At 46.0% G+C, this 24,906-nt stretch carries 24 protein-coding genes and 1 pseudogene; 20 read left to right on the top strand and 5 right to left on the bottom strand.

What is annotated here, in order from left to right:
* Window positions 1–100: 100 nt before the first annotated feature.
* The 16 genes and pseudogenes from CJ190_RS08880 to CJ190_RS08805 all read left to right on the top strand — a co-directional run bounded on the left by CJ190_RS08880 (window position 101) and on the right by CJ190_RS08805 (window position 16,638).
* The gene (locus CJ190_RS08880) at window positions 101–2,293 is read left to right on the top strand and encodes a copper-translocating P-type ATPase (protein ID WP_230081173.1); all 2,193 of its coding nucleotides are present in this window, start codon (window positions 101–103) and stop codon (window positions 2,291–2,293) included.
* 140 nt (window positions 2,294–2,433) lie between these two features.
* Entirely contained in the window at window positions 2,434–2,700 is a 267-nt protein-coding gene (locus CJ190_RS08875) for a hypothetical protein (protein ID WP_143739145.1), read from the top strand.
* 219 nt (window positions 2,701–2,919) lie between these two features.
* Entirely contained in the window at window positions 2,920–4,116 is a 1,197-nt protein-coding gene (locus tag CJ190_RS08870) for a MalY/PatB family protein (RefSeq protein WP_070598194.1), read from the top strand.
* Between the two features lie 122 nt (window positions 4,117–4,238).
* Window positions 4,239–4,601, top strand: coding sequence for a MerR family transcriptional regulator (locus CJ190_RS08865; RefSeq protein ID WP_070598195.1), 363 nt, complete (start codon window positions 4,239–4,241; stop codon window positions 4,599–4,601).
* 107 nt (window positions 4,602–4,708) lie between these two features.
* Window positions 4,709–6,064 (top strand): annotated as a pseudogene (locus CJ190_RS08860) (flavocytochrome c); the annotation flags it as partial.
* Window positions 6,065–6,321: 257 nt separating this feature from the next.
* Entirely contained in the window at window positions 6,322–7,032 is a 711-nt protein-coding gene (locus CJ190_RS08855) for an HAD family hydrolase (RefSeq protein ID WP_070598196.1), read from the top strand.
* A 172-nt stretch (window positions 7,033–7,204) separates the two neighbouring features.
* Window positions 7,205–7,897 (top strand): ribose-5-phosphate isomerase RpiA, encoded by a 693-nt coding sequence (gene rpiA, locus CJ190_RS08850; protein ID WP_070598197.1) that lies wholly within the window; start codon window positions 7,205–7,207, stop codon window positions 7,895–7,897.
* A gap of 12 nt (window positions 7,898–7,909) precedes the next feature.
* Window positions 7,910–8,569 (top strand): HAD family hydrolase, encoded by a 660-nt coding sequence (locus CJ190_RS08845; RefSeq protein WP_070598198.1) that lies wholly within the window; start codon window positions 7,910–7,912, stop codon window positions 8,567–8,569.
* 202 nt (window positions 8,570–8,771) lie between these two features.
* Window positions 8,772–10,769 carry a transketolase gene (tkt, locus tag CJ190_RS08840; protein WP_070598199.1) on the top strand — a complete coding sequence of 666 codons (1,998 nt, stop codon included), beginning with the start codon at window positions 8,772–8,774 and terminating at the stop codon, window positions 10,767–10,769.
* A gap of 99 nt (window positions 10,770–10,868) precedes the next feature.
* Entirely contained in the window at window positions 10,869–11,516 is a 648-nt protein-coding gene (fsa, locus tag CJ190_RS08835; protein ID WP_070598200.1) for a fructose-6-phosphate aldolase, read from the top strand.
* 608 nt (window positions 11,517–12,124) lie between these two features.
* The gene (locus tag CJ190_RS08830) at window positions 12,125–12,529 is read left to right on the top strand and encodes a TM2 domain-containing protein (RefSeq protein WP_070598201.1); all 405 of its coding nucleotides are present in this window, start codon (window positions 12,125–12,127) and stop codon (window positions 12,527–12,529) included.
* Between the two features lie 517 nt (window positions 12,530–13,046).
* Window positions 13,047–13,703, top strand: coding sequence for a nitroreductase family protein (locus CJ190_RS08825; RefSeq protein WP_070598228.1), 657 nt, complete (start codon window positions 13,047–13,049; stop codon window positions 13,701–13,703).
* A 355-nt stretch (window positions 13,704–14,058) separates the two neighbouring features.
* The gene (locus tag CJ190_RS08820) at window positions 14,059–15,012 is read left to right on the top strand and encodes an NAD(P)/FAD-dependent oxidoreductase (protein ID WP_070598202.1); all 954 of its coding nucleotides are present in this window, start codon (window positions 14,059–14,061) and stop codon (window positions 15,010–15,012) included.
* 60 nt (window positions 15,013–15,072) lie between these two features.
* Window positions 15,073–15,384: a thioredoxin family protein gene (locus CJ190_RS08815; RefSeq protein WP_070598203.1), complete on the top strand. Its 312-nt coding sequence runs from the start codon at window positions 15,073–15,075 to the stop codon at window positions 15,382–15,384.
* 12 nt (window positions 15,385–15,396) lie between these two features.
* The gene (locus tag CJ190_RS08810; protein WP_101562079.1) at window positions 15,397–15,684 is read left to right on the top strand and encodes a hypothetical protein; all 288 of its coding nucleotides are present in this window, start codon (window positions 15,397–15,399) and stop codon (window positions 15,682–15,684) included.
* Between the two features lie 165 nt (window positions 15,685–15,849).
* Entirely contained in the window at window positions 15,850–16,638 is a 789-nt protein-coding gene (locus tag CJ190_RS08805) for an inositol monophosphatase family protein (protein WP_070598204.1), read from the top strand.
* Window positions 16,639–16,693: 55 nt separating this feature from the next.
* Here the strand turns inward: CJ190_RS08805 and CJ190_RS08800 are convergent, their stop codons facing one another.
* Window positions 16,694–17,647, bottom strand: a complete 954-nt coding sequence (locus CJ190_RS08800) for a LysR family transcriptional regulator (RefSeq protein WP_070598205.1) — start codon at window positions 17,645–17,647, stop codon at window positions 16,694–16,696.
* A gap of 233 nt (window positions 17,648–17,880) precedes the next feature.
* On the opposite strand from CJ190_RS08800, the gene CJ190_RS08795 reads away from it, so the two are divergent.
* The 3 genes from CJ190_RS08795 to CJ190_RS08785 all read left to right on the top strand — a co-directional run bounded on the left by CJ190_RS08795 (window position 17,881) and on the right by CJ190_RS08785 (window position 21,092).
* On the top strand, window positions 17,881–18,666 hold the full coding sequence (locus CJ190_RS08795) for an enoyl-CoA hydratase/isomerase family protein (RefSeq protein ID WP_070598206.1): 786 nt from the start codon (window positions 17,881–17,883) through the stop codon (window positions 18,664–18,666).
* Window positions 18,667–18,723: 57 nt separating this feature from the next.
* Window positions 18,724–19,671, top strand: a complete 948-nt coding sequence (locus tag CJ190_RS08790; protein ID WP_070598207.1) for an NAD(P)H-dependent flavin oxidoreductase — start codon at window positions 18,724–18,726, stop codon at window positions 19,669–19,671.
* A 167-nt stretch (window positions 19,672–19,838) separates the two neighbouring features.
* Window positions 19,839–21,092 (top strand): CaiB/BaiF CoA transferase family protein, encoded by a 1,254-nt coding sequence (locus CJ190_RS08785; RefSeq protein ID WP_070598208.1) that lies wholly within the window; start codon window positions 19,839–19,841, stop codon window positions 21,090–21,092.
* A 220-nt stretch (window positions 21,093–21,312) separates the two neighbouring features.
* Here the strand turns inward: CJ190_RS08785 and CJ190_RS08780 are convergent, their stop codons facing one another.
* From CJ190_RS08780 to CJ190_RS08770, 3 genes are all read right to left on the bottom strand, one after another.
* Entirely contained in the window at window positions 21,313–21,567 is a 255-nt protein-coding gene (locus tag CJ190_RS08780; protein ID WP_070598209.1) for a Txe/YoeB family addiction module toxin, read from the bottom strand.
* Window positions 21,567–21,812, bottom strand: coding sequence for a type II toxin-antitoxin system Phd/YefM family antitoxin (locus tag CJ190_RS08775; RefSeq protein ID WP_070598210.1), 246 nt, complete (start codon window positions 21,810–21,812; stop codon window positions 21,567–21,569). Before CJ190_RS08775 ends, CJ190_RS08780 begins: the two co-directional genes overlap by 1 nt.
* Window positions 21,813–21,967: 155 nt before the next feature.
* On the bottom strand, window positions 21,968–22,705 hold the full coding sequence (locus CJ190_RS08770; protein ID WP_070598211.1) for a cyclase family protein: 738 nt from the start codon (window positions 22,703–22,705) through the stop codon (window positions 21,968–21,970).
* 320 nt (window positions 22,706–23,025) lie between these two features.
* Here CJ190_RS08770 and CJ190_RS08765 point away from each other — a divergent pair, with 320 nt between their 5' ends.
* A complete protein-coding gene (locus CJ190_RS08765) occupies window positions 23,026–23,460 on the top strand; it encodes an OsmC family protein (RefSeq protein ID WP_070598212.1) in 435 nt (144 codons plus the stop codon).
* Between the two features lie 643 nt (window positions 23,461–24,103).
* Here the strand turns inward: CJ190_RS08765 and CJ190_RS08760 are convergent.
* Window positions 24,104–24,751 carry a hypothetical protein gene (locus CJ190_RS08760; protein WP_070598213.1) on the bottom strand — a complete coding sequence of 216 codons (648 nt, stop codon included), beginning with the start codon at window positions 24,749–24,751 and terminating at the stop codon, window positions 24,104–24,106.
* Between the last annotated feature and the right edge of the window lie 155 nt (window positions 24,752–24,906).

Below are 24,906 nucleotides of genomic sequence, written 5' to 3'. Positions count from 1 at the left end.
GAGGCTCTTATACTAAAAGTGTAACGTGATTACAAATGTAGTCAACGCATTAATTAAGTATCAAACAATGAAACCAATTGAGAAAGAAAGGATGAATGAAATGACAACAGCTTGCTTAAATGCCTGTCCCCATGCTTGCCGGCAAGGGGCGAGGTGCACCTGTCAAGAACAATCATGTGGCGGCCATGAAAGTCAAGAATCCGTGAGATCTAATCAACAGGCAGGCGCTAAGAGCTACAGTCAAGCAGCTGACCACCATCACCATGAAGCGGCCTCCTGCCACAGTGATGCTGGTCATGGCGATCATGCTAGCCACGCAGACCACCAAGGCCATGGCGGGCACCACATGGGGATGATGGCAGATATGCAAGAACGCTTCTGGGTGGTCCTAGTGCTCACCCTACCGATTGCGGTCTTATCCCCTATGTTAATGATGATTTTTAATTATTCCATTACTTTTCCGGGCCAAGGCTGGGTTGAATTTCTCCTCGGGACCATCGTTTTCTTCTATGGGGGAAAACCTTTCTTAGAACATGGCTGGATGGAAATTCAAAATAAGCAACCTGGCATGATGCTACTCATTACTTTGGGGATTGTGTCTTCCTACCTTTATAGTGTGTTGACCACCTTTTTCTTAGATGCCAGCATGAATTATTACTTCGAACTGGCCACTTTGATTCTCATCATGCTGCTTGGCCATGTGATTGAAATGAAGTCGCAAATGCGGGCCAATGATGACCTGGAATCCCTGGCAAATTTACTCCCTAATGAGGCCAGCCGCATCACCGCTGACGGAGAGATTGAAGTGGTTGCCATTGACCAACTGCAAGTCGACGACCGCGTCCTCGTCCGTCCTGGGGAGAAGGTGGCTGTTGACGGCGTTATTGTTAGTGGACACTCTAGCCTGGATGAAGCGGTCATTACCGGGGAATCCGTGCCCGTTTCCAAAGAGGATGGCGACCAAGTCATTGCCGGCACCATTAATGGCGATGGCGCCCTGCAAGTTCGAGTGGCTAAGGCAGGCGCCGATTCCTATGTCCAACAAGTCCTAGACCTGGTCAAAGGGGCCCAAGCCCAAAAATCCAAGGCCCAAAGCTTGGCTGACCGCGTAGCAGCTTGGCTCTTCTACATTGCCTTTGGAATAGGGGTTATCGCTCTCGCCATCTGGTGGAACCTCACCACGGCCGCAACCGCCATTCAATTCATGGTCTCTACCTTTGTGATTGCCTGCCCCCATGCCCTAGGACTGGCTATTCCTTTGGTTAATGCCAAGTCTACTTCCCTAGCGGCGCGCTCTGGTCTTTTAGTCCAAAACCGGATTCCTTTCGAGCAAGCCTACCAAGTGGACACCGTGGTTTTCGATAAGACCGGAACTTTAACCAAGGGTGAATTTGCGGTGGATGGGATTTATCCACTGGCTGGTCACAGTGAAGACCAAGTCTTAACCCTAGCAGCCAGTCTGGAACAACAATCCGAACACCCTATTGCTAAGGGCATTGTCAAGGCAGCCCAAGGCAAAGAGGTTAAATTAAAAGCGGTGACTGACTATCACAACCACAGTGGAGCTGGTTTAGAAGGACGAATTGACGGCGACTTAGTCCAAATCCTCAGCCCCAAAGCCACCCGCCAGGCCGGTTATGACTATGACCCAAGGCAATTGGAAAAGATTACCAAGCAAGCCAAGACTGTGGTCTTTGTGATTCAGGCTGACCAAGTGATTGGGGCCTTGGCCGTCTCTGACCAAGTCCGCCCTGAAGCGAAAGCAGTGATCCAAGAACTTCATGACCAAGGCGTAGAAGCGGTCATGCTGACTGGTGATAATGACCAAGTGGCCCAAGCCGTGGCCAAGGAAATCGGCTTAGACCAGGTCTTTAGCCAAGTGCTTCCTGACCAAAAATCAGCTGCCATCCAAAGCCTGCAAAATCAAGGCAAGTCCGTCATGATGGTTGGTGACGGGGTCAACGATGCCCCTGCTCTGGCCCAAGCCCAAGTGGGGGTCGCTATCGGTGCCGGCACCGATGTGGCTATGGATTCAGCCGATATAATCCTGGTGGAAAGTCAATTAAAAGATGTCTTAAATAGCCTGAGTCTCTCCCAAGCCACCAACACTAAAATTAAGCAAAACCTAGCCTGGGGAGCGGGTTACAATATCTTCGCTATCCCACTCGCAGCAGGTTTACTTGCCCCGCTGGGTTTGACTTTAGGACCTGCCCTATCCGGCATTCTCATGTCGCTTTCGACGGTTATCTGTGCGGTTAACGCCCAAAGTCTCAATTTTGAAAAATATGACTAAGCATGACAAGCCAAGTGACTCTATTAGGAGGACTTGGCTTGTTCTTGGTTATTCTATAATAATGATAAAAACTATTTCTTTTCTTATGATTATTGACTATAATAACTTATCCAAATCCTTCGTGAGTAGGTGATAAGATGTTGAAACAAGTGATAGCTTTGGGTCATAAGTATTGTTTTTGGTTAGGGATTGTCGTGATTGTGCTGTCTATTATACTGCCCGACCTCTTCGGTCCCACCATGCGGCCCTTGGCCTATGCCACCCTGTTTGTTTGTCCGGCCTTGGGACTGCTAGGCGGTCTACTTGCCCTCTACCATAAAAGCTTCGGCTACTTTCTCGGCAATCTTTGCCTGATCTTTTCCTTTGGGATTCTCTGGTTTGTGGGGACTTTAATCTTTGGCCCTTAAAAATGAGTGAAATCACAGGGAAACGGCTGCTACATTTTACTCTGGGCAGTCGTTTTTTTCATGCTGTAAGCAGCGGACAGATTATGTGATGGTGATCGGTTATCGCTTTTAGGGATAGCTAGTGATCAGCTTTTAATATGGCGGGCGAGGGGTCTAGGGCCAGCTCCGCCTTGAATCTATGCTACACTTATAGAAAAGACTGGGAAAGGGAGGAATTTGATGAATAAAGCAGATTTAATCGTAGATAGAAGAGGGACGCAAACCACCAAGTGGGGACAGCTAGAAAATGCCTTTGGGGACAGTGACTTGATTCCTTTGTGGATCGCGGACATGGATTTCGCGACAGCACCGGAAATCAAGCAAGTCCTTCACGACTATGTGGAACAAAACCAATATGGCTACGCCCCTGTGCGGCCGGAATACTACCAAGCCATTATTGACTGGACCAAGAAGCATTTCGACTATGACACCGAAAAAGACTGGTATTTCTACACCCCGGGAGTGTGTACTGGGATTGCCTATGTCTTAGTGGCGCTCTTGAATGAAGGCGATAAGGTCCTCATTCAAAATCCGGTCTACAATCCCTTCCGTACTGTGGTGGAAGAAGCCAACCGCACCTTAGTGATGCAAGACTTACTTGGCGACGATGACAGTGGCTACAGGATTGATTTTGTGGCCTTAGAAAAAGCCTTCAAGGAAGACGATATCAAGGCTCTCCTCTTCTGTTCACCGCAAAACCCAACCGGTCGGGTGTGGACCGAGGAAGAGCTCAAGCAAGTCGTTGCCCTCTGTAAGCAATATGATGTCTTACTAATTAGTGATGAAATCCACCGTGACTTTGTCTGGCAAGGCCACCATCACATCGCTATCGATCAATTGGCCCAAGCACAGGATTTTGACCAAGTGATTACCTTAACAGCAGGCTCCAAGACCTTTAACTTGGCCCAATTCACTCACTCCCTGATGATTGTCCGTGACCCGGACTTACGGGCTAAGATCCAAGCCTTCTATGACAAGTTGCATTTGAATAATCCTGGGTCTCCAGCTGGATATCTAGCTCTTGAAGCGGCTTACCGCCACGGGGAAGACTGGTTAGCGACCATTAAGGAAATCATTTACCAAAACTACCAAAACTTGCGTGATACTCTCAAGAAAGCCTTACCTGAGATCAAGGTGGCCGACTTAGAAGCGACTTATCTGATGTGGATTGACTTGGGCGCTTACGTGCCAAGTAAGGACTTGAAGCATGTGGTCCAAGACAAGGCTAGACTAGCAGTGAATTATGGACATACCTATTGGCCTACTAAGGCGAAGGATACCCATATCCGGATTAATCTCGGGACAGACCCCGCGCTCATTGAAGTGGCCGGCAAGAACTTGGTCCAAGCCATTAAAGACTATCAAAGTGAAAATTAAATAAAAATAGTGACAAGTGAATAAAACATAAAAGGGCAAGGGACTTGCCTTTTCATGTGAGATAAAGTAACATATTCATGACAGAAACTACTTAGTCAAGAGAAAGAAAGTGGGGTTTTAGGATGGCAGAGAAACAATTGCGGCGGTCACGGGCGGTTTTTCCGATTGGGACAGTGATGAAACTAACCGATCTTACCGCGCGACAAATTCGTTATTATGAGGAGCAAAAATTAATTGCCCCCCACCGTACTGATACCAATCGGCGGATGTATTCTTTGAATGATGTGGACCGTTTACTGGACATTAAGGATTATCTTGATGATGGCTATAGTATCCAGATGATTTATAAAATTTATAATGAGCCTAAAGACGTGCTCCATGAGAGTAAGCAATTAACTGAGGATGATGTCCGTCGTATTCTTTATAATGAGTTTCTCGCCGCCGGGGGCTTTGATAATGTCCCAGGAGAGAAACCGCGCTTTTAAAGCGATACTAAGCTTCACAGTAGCAGCCTGTCCTTTGAGGGCGGGTTGCTTTTTGTTTTGGGGATAGGAAAAGAGTGGACTCCATTTATATTAAGAGTGAAAGGCAGACTAATATGGTCAACATAAAAGATTCTTATGATGTGATTATTATCGGCTCTGGGGGTGCGGGGATGACCGCTGCAATTACAGCAAGCGACCTCGGACTTGATCCGATAATTCTTGAAAAAACGGACAAAATCGGTGGCAATACCAATAAGGCATCGAGTGGGATGAATGCCAGTGAAACGAGCTATCAAAAGCAAGCCGGAGTGGACGATAAGAAAGAAGACTTCTTTCAAGAAACCCTCAAGGGAGGGCATGGGACTAATGACCAGGATCTGCTCCACTACTTTGTTGATCATTCCGCCCAAGCCATTGAATGGCTGGCTGATTTAGGGATTGTTCTTGATAATTTAACCATTACCGGTGGCATGTCTAAGGCACGGACTCATCGCCCTCACGATGGATCAGCTGTGGGTGGCTACCTGGTTAAAGGCTTAAAGGCTAATGTAGAAGAGCGCCAAATCCCACTTTTAACCCAAGCCAATGTCAAAGAAATATTACTGGAGAAGGGTGAAGTGTATGGGGTTAAAGTAGCAATTGATGGGCAAGACTATGAAGTAAACAGTCAAGCGGTTATTATTGCGGCCGGGGGCTTTGGTGCCAACGCTAAATTAGTCGAAGCAGCCCGTCCTGAGCTGGCAGGTTATGTGACCACTTCTGGTCCTGGGATTACTGGAGACGGGATCCTCATGGCCCAAGCACTGGGAGCGGGCACGGTTGATATGGACCAAATCCAAGTCCACCCCACGGTCCACCAAGAGGAAGGTATCTTAATTGGGGAAGCCGTTCGGGGGGAAGGCGCCATTTTGGTTGACCAACAGGGCCAACGTTTCACTAATGAATTAGGTACCCGGGATGTAGTTTCCCAAGCCATTACCGACCTCCCAGACCACAAGGCCCGCTTGATCTTTGACCAAGGCGTCCGTGACCGGGCCAAGGCCATTGAGTTTTACGCGGCTAAGGGCTATGTGAGTGAGGGAGCCGATGTGAAAGATTTAGCTGAAAAGATCGGCCTTCCACCAGAAAAACTCGTCCAAACCTTATCGGATTATAATCAAGGGCTCACTGACGGAAGCGATGCCTTCGGACGAAGCACAGGTCTCCATCCCCTTGACCAGGCGCCTTACTATGCTATTGAGATCGCTCCTGGCGTCCATTACACCATGGGGGGCTTAAGCATTGACCAAGAAGGCCGGGTCCTCAAAGCGGATAGTAGCGGCTATATTCCTGGACTTTACGCTTGCGGTGAAGTGGTCGGTGGTCTGCACGGATCAAACCGGATCGGTGGCAACTCCATCGGCGAAATTATAGTCTTTGGTCGTTTAGCCGGGCAAAAGGTGGCTGAACGGGTGAAAGGCTAGTTTAACCATAAAGAAAATCAGGAGCTTCAATGATGACGGAGCTCCTTTTTTTATTTTGAAAATTAATGAAAACGCTACATTATAGGATTTCATCTGGCACTTGATCGACTTTATGTTAAAATCGATTTTAGGAAGAAAACAAACTAAGACGGTGAGAAGGGGATCAGCAAGAAGTCGCCCAACTGGCGGCTTTTCTACTGAGTTTACTTTTCCCTTTTTGTCTAACTTAGTGATTATAAATGAAAAGGATGAGACCCTTGATTCAAGCAGTAGGCTGGGATTTGGATGATACCCTATATGACCGTAACTTACCTTATTTAGCCGTTTACCAGTATATGGAAGAGAACGTGATCGAAACTGGCATTGGTTTTGAGACCTTTAATTATTTCTATCAAATGAATAGTGACATTGAGTTTCGTCGCTATACGGATGGACAAGCTTCAGTGGACCAATATCGTAACAACCGAGTCTTGATGACCTATGCGCAGTTTGGTTTTACCATCAAGAAGAAGGACGCCATCCTCTTCAACCAAAAGTATGAAGAAGCCAAAGAAGATATCGTCTTACGACCAGGGGCTAAGGCCTGCTTAGACCTCTTACAAGAGGCAGGGGTACAGCTCTTCCTCCTAACTAACGGCCCTGCCCAACAAGCGCATAAGGTGGACCTCTTAGGGCTTGAGGACTATTTTGACGCAAAGAATACTTTCATCTCTAGTCAGATGGGCACCGCTAAACCAGCAAAAGAAATTTTTCAAAAAGTGGAAGAGTCTTTAGATCTAAATCCAGCCACGACCCTCTATATTGGCGATAACTATGAAGCGGATATGTTAGGGGCCACGCATGCTGGTTGGCAGGGTTTGTTTTTAAATGTCCACCACAAGAAAGCGGAAGATATCGAGGATAAGATTCCGGTTTGTGAAGATATGGAAGCTGTTTATGACTTTTTGAGTCAGGCGGAACTTAACTAGAATAAATAGAATTTAGGGAAATATTGCTAAGGTATTTCCCTTTTTCTATTGTGACAAAGGAAGACATGCCCTATGGCAAATTCTGGTATAGAAATCATAAAGAAATCGGTAACATTCTTATACATTCAAGGAAAAATAGGTATAATGAAGGCAAAAAGGAGGACATAGAAAAATGGATAATAAAGAATTAGTTGGACGTCAAGCAGCTTATTTAGTAGAAGACCATACTGTAGTCGGCCTGGGTACTGGGTCAACGGCCTGGTATTTTATTGATGAATTGGGCAAACGGGTTCAAGAAGAGGGACTTGATTTACAGGCGGTTTCTTCTTCAGTGAAGTCCATTGACCAAGCCAAGGCCTTAGGCATTGAAGTGTTGCCGATTGACCAAGTTGAAGCGGTTGACTTAACCATTGATGGGGTGGATGAATTTACCGATGATTTTGACGGCATTAAGGGGGGCGGTGGTGCCCTCTTAGAGGAAAAGATCGTGGCAACCTATAGTCAACGAATTATCTGGGTCGCTGAGGAACGCAAACATGTGAAACAGCTAGGCGCCTTCCCGCTCGCCGTTGAAGTGATTAAAAACGGTCACCAACACCTCTTTAAACACTTTGAAGACAAGGGTTACCAACCCACCATGCGGAAAACGGAGACTGGCGAGCTCTTCCATACCGATAATGATAACTATATTATTGACTTACACTTAGAAGCCATTAAAGACCCACAAGCCCTCGCCGATGAACTCATCCATTTAGTTGGGGTGGTGGAACACGGCCTCTTCTTAGGGATGACTGAGGACGTTTTGTTAGCCCAAGACGGGGAAGTTTATTTCGTTTCGGGACGTCCCTTCCCCAAAGTACAATAAGTGAGGTGACTTATGCAGGCAGTATTATTTGATATGGACGGGGTCCTGGTTGACTCTGAATGTACCTATCTGGAAACCAAGACACAAATGCTTCGGGACCGCGGCATTGATAAGGATGAGAGCTACCAATATCAATTTATGGGTACCACTCATGAACACATGTGGCAAGTCATGAAAGCAGAATGTCAACTACCAGAAAGCGTTGCTTATTACATTCAAGAAATGAACCAAAGACGCCATGACATGATCGCTCGTGATGGGGTCAAGCCGATTAAAGGGGTAGTGGACTTTGTCAAGGCCTTGCATGGGGCTGGCCTGCCCCTAGCTGTGGCTTCCTCTTCCCCGCGGGCAGAAATTGAACATTTTATGGAAGAATTAGGCCTCAACGACTGCTTCCAGGTCTATGTCAGTGGGGAAGAAGTCGCCCATTCTAAGCCAGCTCCTGATATTTTTATCGAAGCAGCCCGACAATTAGGCTTATCTGCAGGGGATTGTGTGGTCTTTGAAGACACAAAGAATGGTAGTTTAGCGGCTCATCGTTCAGGGGCCTACACCATTGGCTTTGAAAATCCTGACTATCCCAGTCAAGATCTATCGGCCGCTGATGAAATTATTTCTGATTTTTCTAAAATAAATTTAGCGGACTTCCTCAAAGATTTTGAACAAAAGTAAAATGCAAAGTAGGGTGGAAAGTCTAGGGAGAATGGGCTTAAGATAGAAATCTGATAAAATGACGGATTCAGTGAACAAATGAACAGAGAATGGCTGTTGTAAGGGCCATGATTTGGCTGATTATCTGCTTGAAATCGATTCCAAAGTCCGATATAGTTGTTTTTAGAAGATGCATAAATCAATAGCAGTAAAGGAGAAAATGATGTTTAATCAAACAGATGAACTCGCTGTTAATGCAGTGCGTATGTTAAGTATTGATATGATTAACAAGGCTAATTCCGGCCACCCCGGCCTACCAATGGGCTCGGCACCTATGGCCTATGCTTTGTGGGCTGAACACATGGTGCAAAATCCGAGTGACCCCCATTGGACCAACCGCGACCGCTTTGTTTTATCAGCGGGACATGGGTCTGCCTTACTCTATAGCTTGTTACACTTATCCGGCTACCAAGTGACCATGGATGACATTAAACAATTCCGGCAATTGAATTCCAAAACCCCTGGCCACCCAGAAGTCCACTTTACCGAAGGGGTAGAAGCGACGACAGGGCCTTTAGGACAAGGTTTTGCCAATGCAGTGGGCATGGCTATGGCTGAAGCCCATGACGCTGCCATCTATAACCAAGGTGACTACAAGATCGTGGACCACTACACTTACGCCCTTTGTGGGGACGGCGACTTAATGGAAGGTATTTCTCACGAAGCGGCTTCCCTAGCTGGCCACTTGCAATTAGGCAAATTAATTGTCTTCTATGACTCTAATGATATCTCCCTTGATGGCCCAACAGACAAGGCCTTCACTGAAGACAATAAGGGTCGTTTCGAAGCTTACGGCTGGCAACATATTCTCGTTGAAGATGGCCGCGACTTAGAGGCTATTTCTAAAGCCCTAGAAGCTGCCAAAGCGGAAAGCAATAAACCAACCATTATCCAAGTGAAAACTGTGATCGGTTATGGGTCAGAAAACCAAGGGACTTCTGCTACCCACGGGAACCCCATTGGGGAAGAAGACCGGGCCCATGCCGCTAAGGTTTACGGTTGGGAACATGCCCCTTTTGATATCCCTCAAGAAGTCTATAATCGCTTCCAAGAACGGGTGGCTGACCGCGGAGCCCAGGCGCAAGAGGTATGGCAAGAACAATTCAAGGCTTATGAAGCCGACTATGCCGACCTAGCCGCTCAATATAAACGGGCTTATGCCGGCGAACTGCCAGCGGATTGGGCAGACTGCCTCCCAAGCTATGATGTTAATGATGAAGCTATGGCTTCACGGAAGACTAGTCAAAAAGCCATCCAAGCCATTGCCCAAACCCTTCCTGAATTCTGGGGTGGGTCAGCGGACTTGAAGTCCTCGAACAACACCTACATTGATAGCGATAGTGACTTTGAAGCGGGTAATTACGCTGGCCGCAACATTTGGTATGGTGTCCGTGAATTTGGTATGGGCGCAGCCATGAACGGGATTCGTTTACACGGCGGGTCAATCCCTTATGCAGGCACCTTCTTTGTCTTCTCGGACTATCTCCGGGCAGCTATGCGGGTAGCAGCATTATCCCATCTCCCATCAACCTTTGTCTTTACCCATGATTCCATTGCGGTTGGGGAAGATGGACCAACCCACGAACCCATTGAACAATTAGCCGCCTTCAGAGCTATGCCTAACATCAACACCATCCGTCCTGCTGACGGGAACGAAGTGTCAGCCGCTTGGAAAATTGCCATCGAAGCCAAAGACACCCCAACCGTTCTAGCCCTTTCCCGGCAAAATCTCCCCGTTCTCAAAGGAACGGCTGACAAAGCCATGGAAGGCGTTGCTAGAGGGGCCTATGTCTTATCTGATGCCAAAGGCGAGACGCCAGATGGGATTTTGATTGCGACCGGTTCCGAAGTCAACCTGGCGCTTGAAGCTCAAGAAGCATTAGCCCAAGACGGTATCGATGTGCGCGTCGTTTCCATGCCTTGTCAAGAACTCTTCGACCAAGAAGACCAAGCTTATAAGGAAAGTGTCCTCCCAAGTGCTGTTAAAAACCGGATGGCGATCGAAATGGCCGCAACATTTGGTTGGGAACGTTATGTTGGCGACCAAGGAGTAGTCCTCGGCTTAGACCGCTACGGTCAATCAGGTAAGGGCGGCGAAGTGATGGACGCCTTAGGCTTTAACTTAGACAATGTTGTGAAAACCTACAAAAACGCCTTTTAATAAATAGTCAATATTGGAAAAAAAGAAAATGAATGGATTAGCGTTGTTACTTAGGAATTGAATAAAAAACCGCTGCGATTAGTTTTCAAGGAGGCTATCATGAAATTTTTCTTAGATACAGCAAATATTGATGAAATTAAACGGATTAATGACCTGGGTCTATGTGACGGAGTAACCACCAATCCATCCTTAATTAATAAGGAAGGCCGGGACTTTGAAGAAGTGATCAAGGATATTGCTTCTACCGTTGACGGACCGGTGTCTGCAGAAGTGACCAGCTATGATTATGAAGGCATGGTGGAAGAAGCCCGTCAATTAGCGGCTTGGGCTGACAATGTTGTCGTAAAAATTCCCATGACCGAAGACGGCTTAAAAGCGACCCACACCCTCTCTCAAGAAGGCATTAAAACCAATGTGACCCTGATCTTTTCCGTATCCCAAGGCCTCTTAGCGGCCAAAGCCGGTGCCACCTACATCTCACCATTTATTGGTCGGATTGACGACATGGGCGAAGACGGCCTACGTTTAATCGCAGAATTACGTGAAGTCTTAGATATCTATGGCCTAGACTCACAAATCATCGCTGCATCCATCCGCCATATCGGCCACTTTGAAGGCGCAGCCCTAGCCGGCGCCCACGTCGCTACCATCCCAGGGACAATCTTCCCTAAACTCTGGAGCCACCCACTCACCGACAAAGGCATTGAAGGCTTCAAGAAAGACTGGGACGCATTCACGAAAAGATAGAGTGTGACTGGTGCGTCGAAAGGCAAGATCTCTGGAGCTAAAGGTTGAAAGAATTCTTAATGAGAATTCGTCAACCTTTAGTGAAGAGGACGCTTTCCTTGCACCAGGAACAGGTTTGGATAGAGTGCGACAAGCGCGTCAAAGAGTAAGATCGCTGGAAGGAAATGGCGTAAAAATTCTTAAAAAGAATTTGTCGCCATTTTCTGAAGCGGACGTTCGTCCTGTGATGCTGTGCTAAAGGGCGATCCTTCTTATTAATCAGCAGTAATCGCTTTTTAATCAGCTTTTGACGCGAATATTTTGTCACTTTTCTTGCTAAATCCAATAATTGTGTTAAAATTGTATCAGTTCACTCCTATATGGGAGAACTAGTTATCAGTGCATGGTAAAGAAGAGAGGTTGTGACTTCGGTCGCAGCCTCTTTTTCTATGAATAGATATTTCAGTGTGAGAGACTTTTTTCGATTATCGGACAGAAGCCTACTAAGTTATGACGATTTATCCTTACAGATGAAACAAGATGTTCTCTTATAAAATATTTTAGATTTAATTTTATTAGGACACATGATAAAATATCTATGTTTATTTTATTTTCGTAGGAGGAATAGTATGGGAGAAATATTAAAAATTGAAAATGGCGAAGTAGTAGTAGGAAAAGAAGATGGCAACATTATTCGTATTCCTTTAACTCAATTAGATTTCGCACCCAAACCTGGCGATAAAGTTAAAATATTCTCTGATGACGGTACATACTATATTCAACAAAGCAGCAATCAAATAAAAAATACTCAAACTAATGAATCAGGGAAATATCCTGTAAACAAAATAGCCTATGTTGTTCTTGCTTTTCTTTTAGGGGGGATTGGCGCTCATAAATTTTATGCACATAAATATTTATTAGGAATTCTTTATCTAGTATTCGTATGGACTTATATTCCAGCACTTATTGCTTTGATTGAGGCGATAATAGCTCTTACAAAAAAAGCTGATGAAAACGGAAATATTTTTGTTTAATTTCATACTCAATTTAATATAGAATTTATCTGAACTAAAAGTGGAAGAACTCTAAGCACTTAATTTTTGAGGATATCACATTAGGTGTCGATAAAAGCTGTTAGCTTTTTATCGGCACTTTTTTGATAGATAAAACTTTTTGATATAAAAGGTAAAACGATGGATGAGAAGAAAGGGAATAGGCTGTGGCTCTCAAGTTTTTGACATTTTCATTTATGAATACTGAGAATTTCTCGATGACCTTTAGACATAACCAATCACTTTCTGACCATATCTGTTTTTATTTGGTTCATGGCCTACTTTAGCATGTTTATATTATTGTTCTATCCGCTACAGGAAGAAATAATTCTCATCCACACTATTTGATTGAGAATCCTTATTTTTGATCACCATTGCCGGCGCTTTCTCTTCGCATGATCGTTAAAATCTCGTTGACAAGTAGATGGCAAGGGAGTATATTTTATGTGAAAATAATTACATGATCTATTTTTTATTTAATGGGAAAGCTGGTTTAATAATGACTGGATTAAAAAACAATGATTTTTCGGATGTGGTCTTTAAGCGGCGGTCCGTTCGCCACTTCGATCCTGATTTCAAGATTAGTCGGGACGAATTGAAAGAAATCATCAAAGAAACGGTAACCGCCCCTTCGGCATGTAATCTCCAATCCTGGCATTTTGAGATTGTCGATAATGAAGCGGGCAAGGAAAAGTTGAAATCCTACTTTATTCCTTTTAACACCCCGCAAATTGATTCCTGTTCTGCCATGGTCCTAATTTTTGGTGATACCCAATCCCATAAAAATTACCGTAAAGCCTGGGAAGACGATTACCACGCCGGGAAGATTACTAAAGAAGAAATGGAAGACAATTTCTCAAGAATCCTCTTCCGCTATGAAGAAGGGGCCCGTGACTTCCTTGTTAATGATGCCACGGTGGATGCGGCAATGGCGTCCATGCAGCTGCTTTTAGTGCTACGGGCCCACGGTTATGAAGGTAACGCCATCGCTGGTTATGATACCAAGGCGGCTGCAGAAACCTTTGGCTTGGATCCTTACCGCTATATTCCGGTCATGGCGGTTGCTGTTGGGGTACCCGCTAAAAATGGACCAGCCGAAGAAGACCATTCTGATCGTTATGGCCTAGATACGATTTTACATTTCGTGGATGAATAAAGAGGCTAGTCTGATCACCATATTATCAAAAGCATACTTGTTTATTTAACATCCTAATAATCACTCCTTATTAAAGCCCAAGCTCTTAATCTGTGAAGCTTGGGCTTTTTTATTGGCAAGTGAAGGATTGCGAAGCAACTACTCGCATGTAAAAAAGTCACTGACTCATTGAGTGAGTGACTTTTTCCTTTTTAAGCTAAAAGTGTTGGCACGACAACAGGACTCCAACATTTCTTCTGCTATAATATTGGTGTAGAAATAAAGCGCTCTCATGTGATATGTTGAGCAAAATCAAGTTAGACTGCTGGAATGCTAGTCAATTGACGATGAATAAATAATATGAGGAGGAAAGACGATGTCACAATATGATTTAGTGATTGTGGGTGCCGGCCCAGCCGGAATGACTGCAGCGATTTATGGGGTAAGGGCCGACTTAAAGGTCTTAATGTTAGATAAATTAGCTCCCGGTGGCCAAGTGATTAACACCAATGAAGTGGATAACTATCCCGGGAAACCCAAGATTAACGGGGCAGAATTATGTATGGACATGTTCCAACATACCCAATCCTTAGGAGCTGACTTCGACTACAAGACCGTTACCCGGGTCCAAGTAGCGGATGATGGGGTAATGAAGACGATTTACTTTGCTGAAGACGACGACACTGTCCAAGCCCCAACGGTGATTGTAGCAACGGGTACCCGGTCACGGACCTTAAACATTCCTGGGGAAGAACAATTCAAGGGCTCAGCTATCTCATGGTGTGCGATCTGTGACGGGGCCAAATACCGCGATAAGGACGTTGTGATTATCGGTGGGGGAAATTCTGCCGTCGATGAAGGCACTTACCTAGCCGGTATTGTCAACCACTTAACTATTGTTACTGACTTTGACTTGACCGCTGATCCGGCTTCTTGTGACTACCTGCGTTCTTTAGATAATGTCACAGTTTATCCTTATAAGGCGGTTCAAAGCTTCGAAGCCAATGAAGATGGCAGCCTCAAAGGCGTTAAATTTGCCGATAAGGATACCGGCGATAACGAGCAAGTGGTGGAATGTGATGGGGTCTTTGAATATATTGGTGCCGTTCCAAGTACGGAATTTATCCAAGACCTAGGGATTACCGAGTCGCACGGCTACGTTGAAACCGATGCCCATATGGCCACGGCTGTACCCGGAATCTATGGGGCCGGTGACTCCAATAGTAAATTCTTACGCCAAATTGTCACCGCCACTGCAGATGGTGCCACCGCAGCCCAAGAAGCGAGCGGCTACATCAAGAAATTACGGGCAGAAGGCAAGTACCAATAAGCGAAAAGTGTGTATTTGTGCTAAAGTATCAATAAATCAATAAATAAGGAGTGACCCCTAGTGATCAAAGAATTAGAAAAAGATACGTTCAAAGAAGATTTACAAAAGGGGACCGTCTTGGTGGATTTCTATTCCAAAACCTGTGGCCCCTGCAAGATGTTATCCTTCATCTTAGACGATGTGGACAAAACCAAGGGCGATGACCTATCCATCATCAAGATTTCCTTTGAAGAAAACCCTGACTTAGTTGAAGAATACGGCGTCGAAGGCTATCCTACCTTGATCGCCTTTAAGGACGGGGAAGAAGTCAGCCGTAAAGCCGGCCTCCAACAAAAACCTGTCATCCTAAAAATGATCGAATCCGCTGAATAGAGAGTGTGACTGGTGCGCAAAAAGGCAAGACCTCTGGAGCTAAAGGTTGAAAGAATTCTGAACAAGAATTCGTCGACCTTTAGTGAAGAGGATGCTTGCCTTGCACCAGAAGCAGGTTTGAATAGAGTGCGACTGGTGCGCAAAAAGGCAAGACCTCTGGAGCTAAAGGTTGAAAGAATTCTGAACAAGAATTCGTCGACATTTTCTGAAGAGGATGCTTGCCTTGCACCAGAAGCAGGTTTGAATAGAGAGAGTGACAAGCGCATCGAAGAGCAAGATCGCTGGAGGAAAAAGGCGTAAAAATTCTCAACGAGAATTTGTCGTCATTTTCTGAAGCGGACGCTTGCTCAGCGCTTGGAACAGGTTTGAATAGAGTGTGACAAGCGCACTTACTTTTAAAGTAGCTTTTTAATAGGAGCTGGGTAGGATTCTGCCAGCTCCTTTTTAATAAAAGAAGGTGGAAATATGGACAATCAGGCTATTGCTGAATTCATATTGGGCTGGGCCCAAGAAGCCCGCAAGCTGGTCCAAGCGGGTGTAGACCAGGACTTAGGGGTGAAGGAAAAGACCGGGGCCCGCGACTTAGTGACGGTTTTAGACGGTGAACTGGAACGTTTTTACCGCCAGAAAATTAATCAGTATTTCCCTCATGACCGTATTCTTGGCGAAGAAGGCCAGGGCGACCAAGCCCAGTCGCTTAAGGGGGCGGTCTGGATTATTGATCCTATTGATGGAACACTCAACTTTGTCAAGCAGCGGGCCCACTATGTGACTATGCTGGCTCGCTATCTGGATGGGGTCGGCCAGCTGGGCTTGATTTATGGCTTGGACTCGGGTCAGTCGCTCTTGGCCTTGGCTGGGGAAGGGGTCTATTTGAATGGCAAGGCTCTTGACCTTACTAAGCAAAAAGCGATGACTGAATCCAGCTTAGACCAGGTTCTTATGTCGACTGAGGCTCTACCCTTAGATGGGGACTTGGGGCTCTATCAGCTGTCTAAGGCCAGTCTAGGCTTACGGATTTTTGGTTGTGCAGGTTTAGATGTGGTTCACTTAGCCCTGGGACGGACCGGTCTCTACCTTAACCACCTTTACCCATGGGACAATGCGGTGGCCTTGATCCTAGCTGATCTTTGCGGCTTTAGGGTGACTGACTTTAAGGGTCAGCCTCTGAACTTACTTGACCGCCAGTATGTCGTCATGGCTTATCCTAAAATTCATGCCCAGGTTCTCAATTATCTCAAGGACCGGCTTTAAATTTTCCCCTTTGATCTATAGTGATGATCGAAAAGCGCTGAGTAGGAAATATTCCCTAGTCAGCGCTTTTTTCATGGTTAATGGACTGAAAGAGGGGGCCTTTTTCTTGGCTGAAGAGCTGGATGAAATCTTGGGCTGCTTGGCTGAGCTGGGCCTTGGCCTTGTAGATCAGATAAGTCTCCCGGTAGAGCTCCATGTCCTTCACTTCCAGGTATTTGACTTGGGGATAGGATCGACTGGCGCTTTTAGTGGTCAGACTAATGCCAAAACCGGATTGGACCAGGGAAATGATCGAGGCGTCATTCATGACCTTGTGGCGGATATGGATGTCGTTGTAATGAATATCTCCGGTAGAACGCCCGTATTTTTCCATGGCTAGTCGGCGCAGGTGTTCGGAGTCATAGGTGCGAAAGAAAGTCTCCCCTTGAATTTGCTTAAAAGTGATGGCGTCGTCATAGGCCAAGGGGTGGTCTTTGGGGACTAGGATGCCTAAGGGCTCTTTGAGCAGGCGGATACTGTTTAAACCGGGAAAGGCAGGGTCGAATTCCTCGCCACTGAGGCAGGCCAGGTCGTAGCTGCCGTCCATTACCCCCATGACTACTTCTTGACTAAGGACTTCAGTATAGTTGATGGCGCTTTGGGGAAAGTGGTCCTTAAAGGCTTTGAGCAATTCTGGGATGACAAAGTAGGTGGTGGAAAAGAGATTGGAAGAAGCCAGGGAGAGGCTAGCGGTGTTTTGGGCCAGTTCTTCTTGGATCTCCTTAATACTATCGCTGATGTAAGTCATCCCTTGAACGAGGCGCTGGGCGAGTTTGCGACCGGCATAGGTCACTTGGATGTCGCGACCCGATTTGACAATCAGCGGGATGCGGAGCTTTCTTTCCAATTTGGCGATGGCCTTGGAAAGGGTGGAGGGTGACAGGTAGAGTTGGGCAGCGGCTTTAGTCAAACTTTCACATTCGACCACCTTGATAAAGTAAATCAGGTGTTGCCAGTTGAGTTCCTTCATGGTCAGGATCCTTTCAATATTTGAAAAATATTCATCAATAATAGAAATTATTTCAATTTATCTTTTCATTAGAATAATGTATGATTAATCACAAGAGGATTAGTAACCGCTTCCATCATGGCATGACTTAATTCTTGAGTCAAGGGTTAACTTTCCTCAGATCCGCTGATGATTGATAAATTATGAATATTTTTCACTTAAAAGCTTTTTTTGAGCCAGGGAGGAGCTGAAGCATGTTTGATAATTTACTTTATGAAATTGATCACCAAGTCGCGGCCATTACCATGAACCGTCCCGACTCTGCCAATGGCATGGACCAGGGGATGATCAGGGACTTAGTGGCCGCCTTTCGCCAGGTAGAGACCGAGCCGGATGTCCGGGTGGTTGTTCTCCGGGCCAAGGGCAAGCTGTTTTCTGGTGGGGGTGACATGGAGTGGATGAGTCAGATGGTGGACCAAGGGCAGACCTTTGACGCTAGTGATATCTACCGAGCCAACGAAATTGCCCAGGCGATCCGGAATGTCTCTAAGCCCGTTCTGGCCGCGGTTCATGGGACCGTGGCGGGAGGAGCTGCTGGGGTGATTATGGCTTGTGACTTCCGGGTGATGAGCGATCAGGCTAAGATCGTGCCCGCCTTTTCCAATATTGGTTTAAGCGGCGATAGTGGCTTGATCTATTCCTTGATGCTGTCGCTAGGCTTTAGCCGAACCTATGAAATAATGGCATTGGGCCAAGTGATTAGCGCCCAAGACGCCAAGGATTGGGGCCTAGTCACCCGCTTAGCTTCTCCAGAAAATTTTGAAGCGACAGTTAATGACTTTATCGACTTATTACTGAACCGACCCACCCTAGCCTTGGCCAGACAAAAAGCGGCCATGAATGCATTTTTCTACCAAGACTTGGCCAAATTTGGCCTCAGTGAAGCCGTCAATATCCCTTATCTTTCCGGGACTGAGGACTTCAAGCAAGCTATTAAGGGCTTTGTGAATAAGGAAGCTGTCGATTTCCAAGGCAAGTAGGCCAGATGAAGCGACGAATGATTAAATGATAAACAGAAAACTAAGGAGGAAATGTCAATGACCGATGTATGTCACATGTTAAATATTAAATACCCTATCTTTTGTGGAGCGATGGGAGGAATTTCCCGTCCAGAATTGGTTGCTGCTGTGTCTAATGCTGGTGGGATGGGCATCTTGATGACCGCAGGCATGAAAGACGAAGCCAAGATTCGTGAAGCCGTGCAAAAAACTCGGGAATTAACCGATAAACCTTTTGGGGCTAACGTGGCCATTATTTCCGGTAATGCCAAAGAAGTTCTCGAAGTCTTAATTGACGAAGGCGTGAAATTCTTTACGACCGGTGCTGGTGACCCCATCCCATTCATTGATATGATCCATGAAGCGGACGCTAAGATCTTCCCAGTAGTCCCTAGTGCTCGCGTTGCCCGTAAGGTGGAAGACGCTGGCGCTGACGGGGTAGTCGTTGAAGGGATGGAAGCAGGTGGCCACGTGGGTCAAGCCACGACCATGACCCTGACCCGGCAAGCGGTGGAAGCAGTCGACCATGTGCCGGTGATCGCTGCTGGTGGGATTGCAGACGGCCACGGTTTAGCCGCTGCCTATGCCCTCGGAGCTGACGGCGTCCAAGTGGGGACGGTTCTAGTTGCCTCTACCGAAGCGCCTATTCACGACAACTACAAACAAGCCATCGTTGATGCTAACGATACCGCCACCTTTGTGTCTGGTTCGATGACTGGAGCACCTATCCGGATTGAAAAGAACGCCGCCGCTAAAAAACACCATGACATGGACATGGACCCTGAAGTGGATGTCAAAGGCATTGAAGCCTACACCATCCCTTCCCTGACTAAGGCTGCCGCTGATGGGGATGTGAAGGATGAAATCGTAACCTACGGACAAATTGCTGGCTTGGTCCATGAAGTGCGTCCGGTAAAAGACATCATTGAATCCATCTTCCAAGAAGCCAATGAAGTGATTGACGCCTTAGCGGATAAGAAAATTTAAGCCAGGGCGCGTGACAAGCGCGATTAAGAGCAAGACCGCTGGCAGAAAAGGGTGGCAAAATGCTCAAAGCGCATGGAATGCCATTTTCTAAAGCAGCCATCAGGGCTGACTGTTGTTCCAGCCTTATTATTAACAAGTTGAAAATTATTCAAGGAGGAGTAAGAAGCATGACAGAAACACGTAAAGACTTAATTCCTGAATATGGTCCCTTACACGGGGTGAGAATCCTGGGTTTAGGGTCGATTGTGGCCATGCCGCATGCCGGAAACCTCTTAGCTGACTTAGGGGCGGAGTTTATCCAAATCGAACGCCCTGGCACCGGGGATTCCCTCAGAATGTTGGCACCATTTTCCAAAAAAACTAAGGTCTCCAACGGCTGGATGCAAGACGCCCGGAACCGTTTAAGTATTACCCTCGAATCTAACCTCAATAATGCAGAAGCTAAGGAAGTTTTCCTTGACTTGATCAAAGAAGTTGATATTTTCATGGACAATATGGTCTGGTTGAAGAAGTTGGGTATCGATGACGAGGAGATGTTAGCAGCTAACCCAAAACTAGTCATCTGCCACGTGTCTGGTTTCGGTCAAGAAGCCTTTGGTGGAGCGGAAGGCGTTTCTGGTCGGGCCTCCTTTGACATGATCGGTCAAGCCTATGGGGGATTCTTGAACCTAAACGGGGAACCGGATGAGGCACCAATGATCGTTAAACCTTACTTAAATGACTATGTGTCAGCTTTAAACGCGACTTATGGGGTACTCGCTGCCTATATCTACGCCCAAAAGACCGGCAAAGGCCAAGTGGTCGACGTGGCTCAATATGAAGCCATGGCCCGAATCCTCTCAGACACCTTCGTTACCTACACTGAAAATGGGGAAGATAAGGAACGGACCGGCAACAAGACCACAGCCTTCCAACCTTACGGGCTCTTCTTTGACAAGAATGGCGAATACGTGGTGGTTGGTGCCTTTGGACGCAACGTTTACAATCGTTTCCTGGAAGCAGTTGGTTTTGACAAGGAATACTTCGCCTATGAAGTAGCAGGAAACGGAGTCGACGCCGTGATGTCCGAACGTGGTCAAGAGTTAGACCAAAAGATCAAGGAGTGGTGTAGCCAACGGACCGCTAAAGAAATTGAAGAAACTCTGAACGCTCATCGGGTACCCGCTTCCAAGGTCAATAAAGCATCAGATGCCTTGAATTCCGAACACTTCAAGGCTCGTAACAACTTCGTCACCTATACTGACCAAACAAGTGGTGAAGAAGTTACTGCCTTCGGGGTAGTGCCGCATATGAGCGAAACCCCAGGGAAAGTATGGCGCGGGGCTCCAGCCATGGGTCAAGACAATGAATTAATCTATGGCGACCTGCTCGGTTACTCTGAAGAGAAGATTGCTGAACTCAAAGAAAAAGGCCTAATCTAGAAATAAGGATGTGAGGAAGGATCAGGGAGGGAGATTCCTTGGAAGAAAAGATGAAAAGATCAGCCTGCTGGTCGTTCAACTTTTCTGAAAGGATATCCCCTCACCCTTCCGAACTCAACTAGAGAGTGCGCCTGGTGCGATAAAGAGCAGCTCCCCTGCAAATGTGATAGGACTTGTGGGGGAGCTGTTCTTTGTTGTGTAAAAATACTGGTTAGTACATTTAATAATGGTACTTACAAGATAGGACCTCAATAGCAGATGCCTTTATTCGGTAGACTAAGCGGACCTGTCTGCTTAGTCTGCGGGACCAGTAACCGGTCAGATCATATTTAAGGGGTTCCGGTTTACCTAAGCCCTGGTAGGGATCTTCTTTAATCGCTCGTAGAAGCTTATAGAGCTTGTTGTAGGTTTTAGGGTCATGAGCTTTCCAATAATCTCTTTCAATGACCGCCCGCTTACTCCAATGGACTTCCATTATATCTCCTCAACTTCATAATCGCCCTGGTCAAGTTCTTCCATGGCTTGGTAGAGGTTTTCACGATTGGCTCGACTAGAAAGGAGATGGTAGGTTTCCATTAAGCTATCAAAATCCGATTTTGACATGACGACGACATCATTACCGTTTTGTGAAGTGACCGTATATTCGACAGAGTCTTCATTAATGACATCCATATATTTTTTCATATTTTGTCTAAAGTCACTATAATTAGTAATTTCCATAGCACTCACCTCATCATTATTGTACAAGTTTTTGTACAAAACAGCGAATAATTACTCAAGGAAAAACTCCCCTACAAATGTGATAAGACCTGTGGGGGAGCTGTTTGGTTAGGAAATAAGAAATGGCTAAGAAATGATTCTAGTTAAGTGGATTCTTACTCGTCCTCAGGAACCAAGGCATAGACCCGGGCCGGGAAGCTGGGGGCGCCTTGAACCTTGAGGGGAGCGACCACAATGACGGCTCCTTGGGTAGGGAGGGCAGAGAGATTGTTTAAGACTTCGACTTGGTAGCGGTCTTGGTCCAGCCAGTAGAATTCACCGGGTAGAGCTTCTTGGTCATGGTAGATATGACCAGGATCGGTATCCAGGTTCTCATGGCCAATGGCTTTGACGTCGCGTTCATGAGCGAGAAATTCTAAGGCTTCCACTGTCCAGCCTGGGGTGTGAGCTTGACCGTTTTCGTCTTCATTATAGAAGGCTTCCGGGTCGTCCCAGCGTTTGGACCAGTCGCTAGCAAAAGCCACGAAGGTTCCCGCGGGAATCTTGCCATGCTCGGCTTCGTAGTCTAGGATCACGTCTTTGGTGACGGAGAAGTCGGGGTCGGCTGCGACTTCTTTTTCCAGGTGTAAGACATAGAGAGGCAGGATGAGTTCATCCAAGCCCACCCCATCTAAGAGGCGCTTGCCTTGAGAAAAGTGGCCGGGCGAATCGATATGGGTCCCGTAAGAAGTGGCTAGGGTGTATTCCTTGGCGTAAAAGCCGTCCGCTTCAATGGTATTTAGGGTCTTCTCTTGGATAGGACTAAAGGCATTGAAAAGAGGAATATTTTCATGCAATTTGTGGGAGAGGTCCACACGTTTGGCCTTGAGTAATTGGGATAGATCTTGTGACATTAGGCATCGCTCCTTCTTCATTGATTGATTCATTCATTAGGTATTTGAATTGTTCTTATCTTAAGTAAGTCGAGCTAGAAATGCAAGGGTGAAGAGGCTTGGTGTTAGTCATTAGACTTTGAAAAGGCTGTTATAACAGGCTTTTGAGTGGGAGTATAGGATAGTGATCAATGGTGATTTTAGGAGAAAGAGGCTATTTTCCCTCATAAAAAGCTGGATTTTTTAAAAGATGAGCAGAGGTTTTGCCTTGGGAAAAAGAATAGGTTATCCTTGTAAGTGAAAGTTGTAACAAATTGTCATAATATAGGAGGAATTATAGAATGGCAGATCAACAATTTCAAGCAGTAGTTGATGTTGTTAATGGGATGGAAGTGCATAGTCATGTTAGAGACTTTACTTTTGTGATGGATGAACCGACATCTGTTGGAGGAACAAATAAAGGGATGAATCCAATCGAAGCGCTCTTATCCGCACTTGGTGGCTGTAAGGCGATTGTTATTCAAGTTTTTGCTCGCGCGCGTAAGATGAAGATTAATAAGGTATCTATTACGGTTGATGGGACGCTTGACCCTGATGGTCATAGTGGGAAAAACCCTTCCGCTAAGGTAGGTTTAAGTAAGATTAAAACCACCTATCACATTGAAGCCGATAATAGTCCAGAAGAAATTCAAGACTTTGTTGACTTTGTTGAAAAGACTTGCCCGGTCTTAGATTCTATTGTCAATGCGCCGGTGATGGAAGTGGAAATTGATTAAGTACTTGCTATCTAGAAACTAAGCAATAATGTTTTGCGAATAGAATAAAAGAGAGCTTCTCCCAGATCAAGCAAGGTCTAGCTTGAGGAAGCTCTCTTTTTTGACTTTGAATGGCAGCTCAGGGTCGATCAGTGGCGGTAGAAGTGGACAGGGGAATAGTTATTCATTGGATATCGCTCTTTATCAGTTAAAACGATTAGTCATCGGAGAGAAGGGTGAGTCTAGTGGAATTCGCTTTTGTCAATCAAAAGTTAATGAAAAAGCCCATCATAATAGGGATTGACAAGCTTAGATCAAGGCACTATGATTGGACTACAATAACTTATAACTAATGAACGAGCGGGAGTAGCGTTTGACAGGGCATGACGTCCCATTTGACTGAAAAGCCCTTGGTCAATCCTCCCGCGACCTTCTAGCATTGTTGAAAGCCGACTGCCGCAAAATATCCTAGCAGACCTCCATTTAGGCTGCTGAATAGCTTGTGGCGGGGGTATGGAAGAGGTGGTTTAGCGAAAAATGATCGGTCGAATGTTAGTCAGTAAGAAAAAGGACTTGATAAAGAAAGCCTTGAGGCAGTAACTTCTCTGGAAAAGAAGAACTGAATCAAGGCTTTTTTCTTTGCCCTAAAAAGCAAGTGATCGCTTTAACGTTGCAATTTTTGAATGGTTTGAATGACACGGTCAGGCGCATTAGGTTCCACTGCTATTCGTTTGGTTGTATTAGCCATTTTAACCGTTTCATTGATGTAAGTGGACTCCGGTATGGCGTTAAAATCAGGCAGATCGAAGCGCAGAGGGATATTGTAAAGGTTAATGGTGCCGTCACGGTTGCTGGAGTAGGTCACCACCCCATCGACCAGACGATTACCAGCCAGTTGGGTAACGGTTTCTGGGTAGCTGGCCCCATGAGTAAGATAAGGATTAATCAGCGTTCCCTGAGGGATAATGTGAACATTGATGGCTTCAGCCGCTGGGTTAGCGCCCAGTTGGAGCCAGATGCGGGCGTATTCAATAGCTAAGGGGTCATAACTAGCGAGCGGATCACTAGTTACTTGGGAGTCTTGGACCTCTTTTGTGGCTGCTGGTTTGGGAGCGGATTCGCTCGCTATGGCAGAGGACGCTTGGGAAGACTCTTGGCTATTGGACTCTGATGATTGGGAAACATTAGCCGTTTGACTTGATTTTTCTTCAGTTCCTGCTGGTTCTTTGTCGGTTTCTCGTGATGGGGAACAGGAACATCCTGCTAGAGTGGTAGCAACAAGGAGCAAGTAAAGTAAGTTTTTCCATTTCATGATCAATCACCTCTTTACTTAATCATAGCATATTTTGACCGATTATGAAGCGCTTCCAAAGTTAATAAACTCCTATTCAGAGCAAGCAAAAAGACACAGGCACATGCGGGTTAACATGTCCTGTGTCTTGTCTTAATCATTTTAGGGTTTTAAAG

The organism is Aerococcus loyolae (genome assembly GCF_002871915.2).
Taxonomy (GTDB): domain Bacteria; phylum Bacillota; class Bacilli; order Lactobacillales; family Aerococcaceae; genus Aerococcus; species Aerococcus loyolae.
Note: the sequence above shows the minus strand (reverse complement) of the source record. Positions and strands in the feature narration are given on the sequence as shown.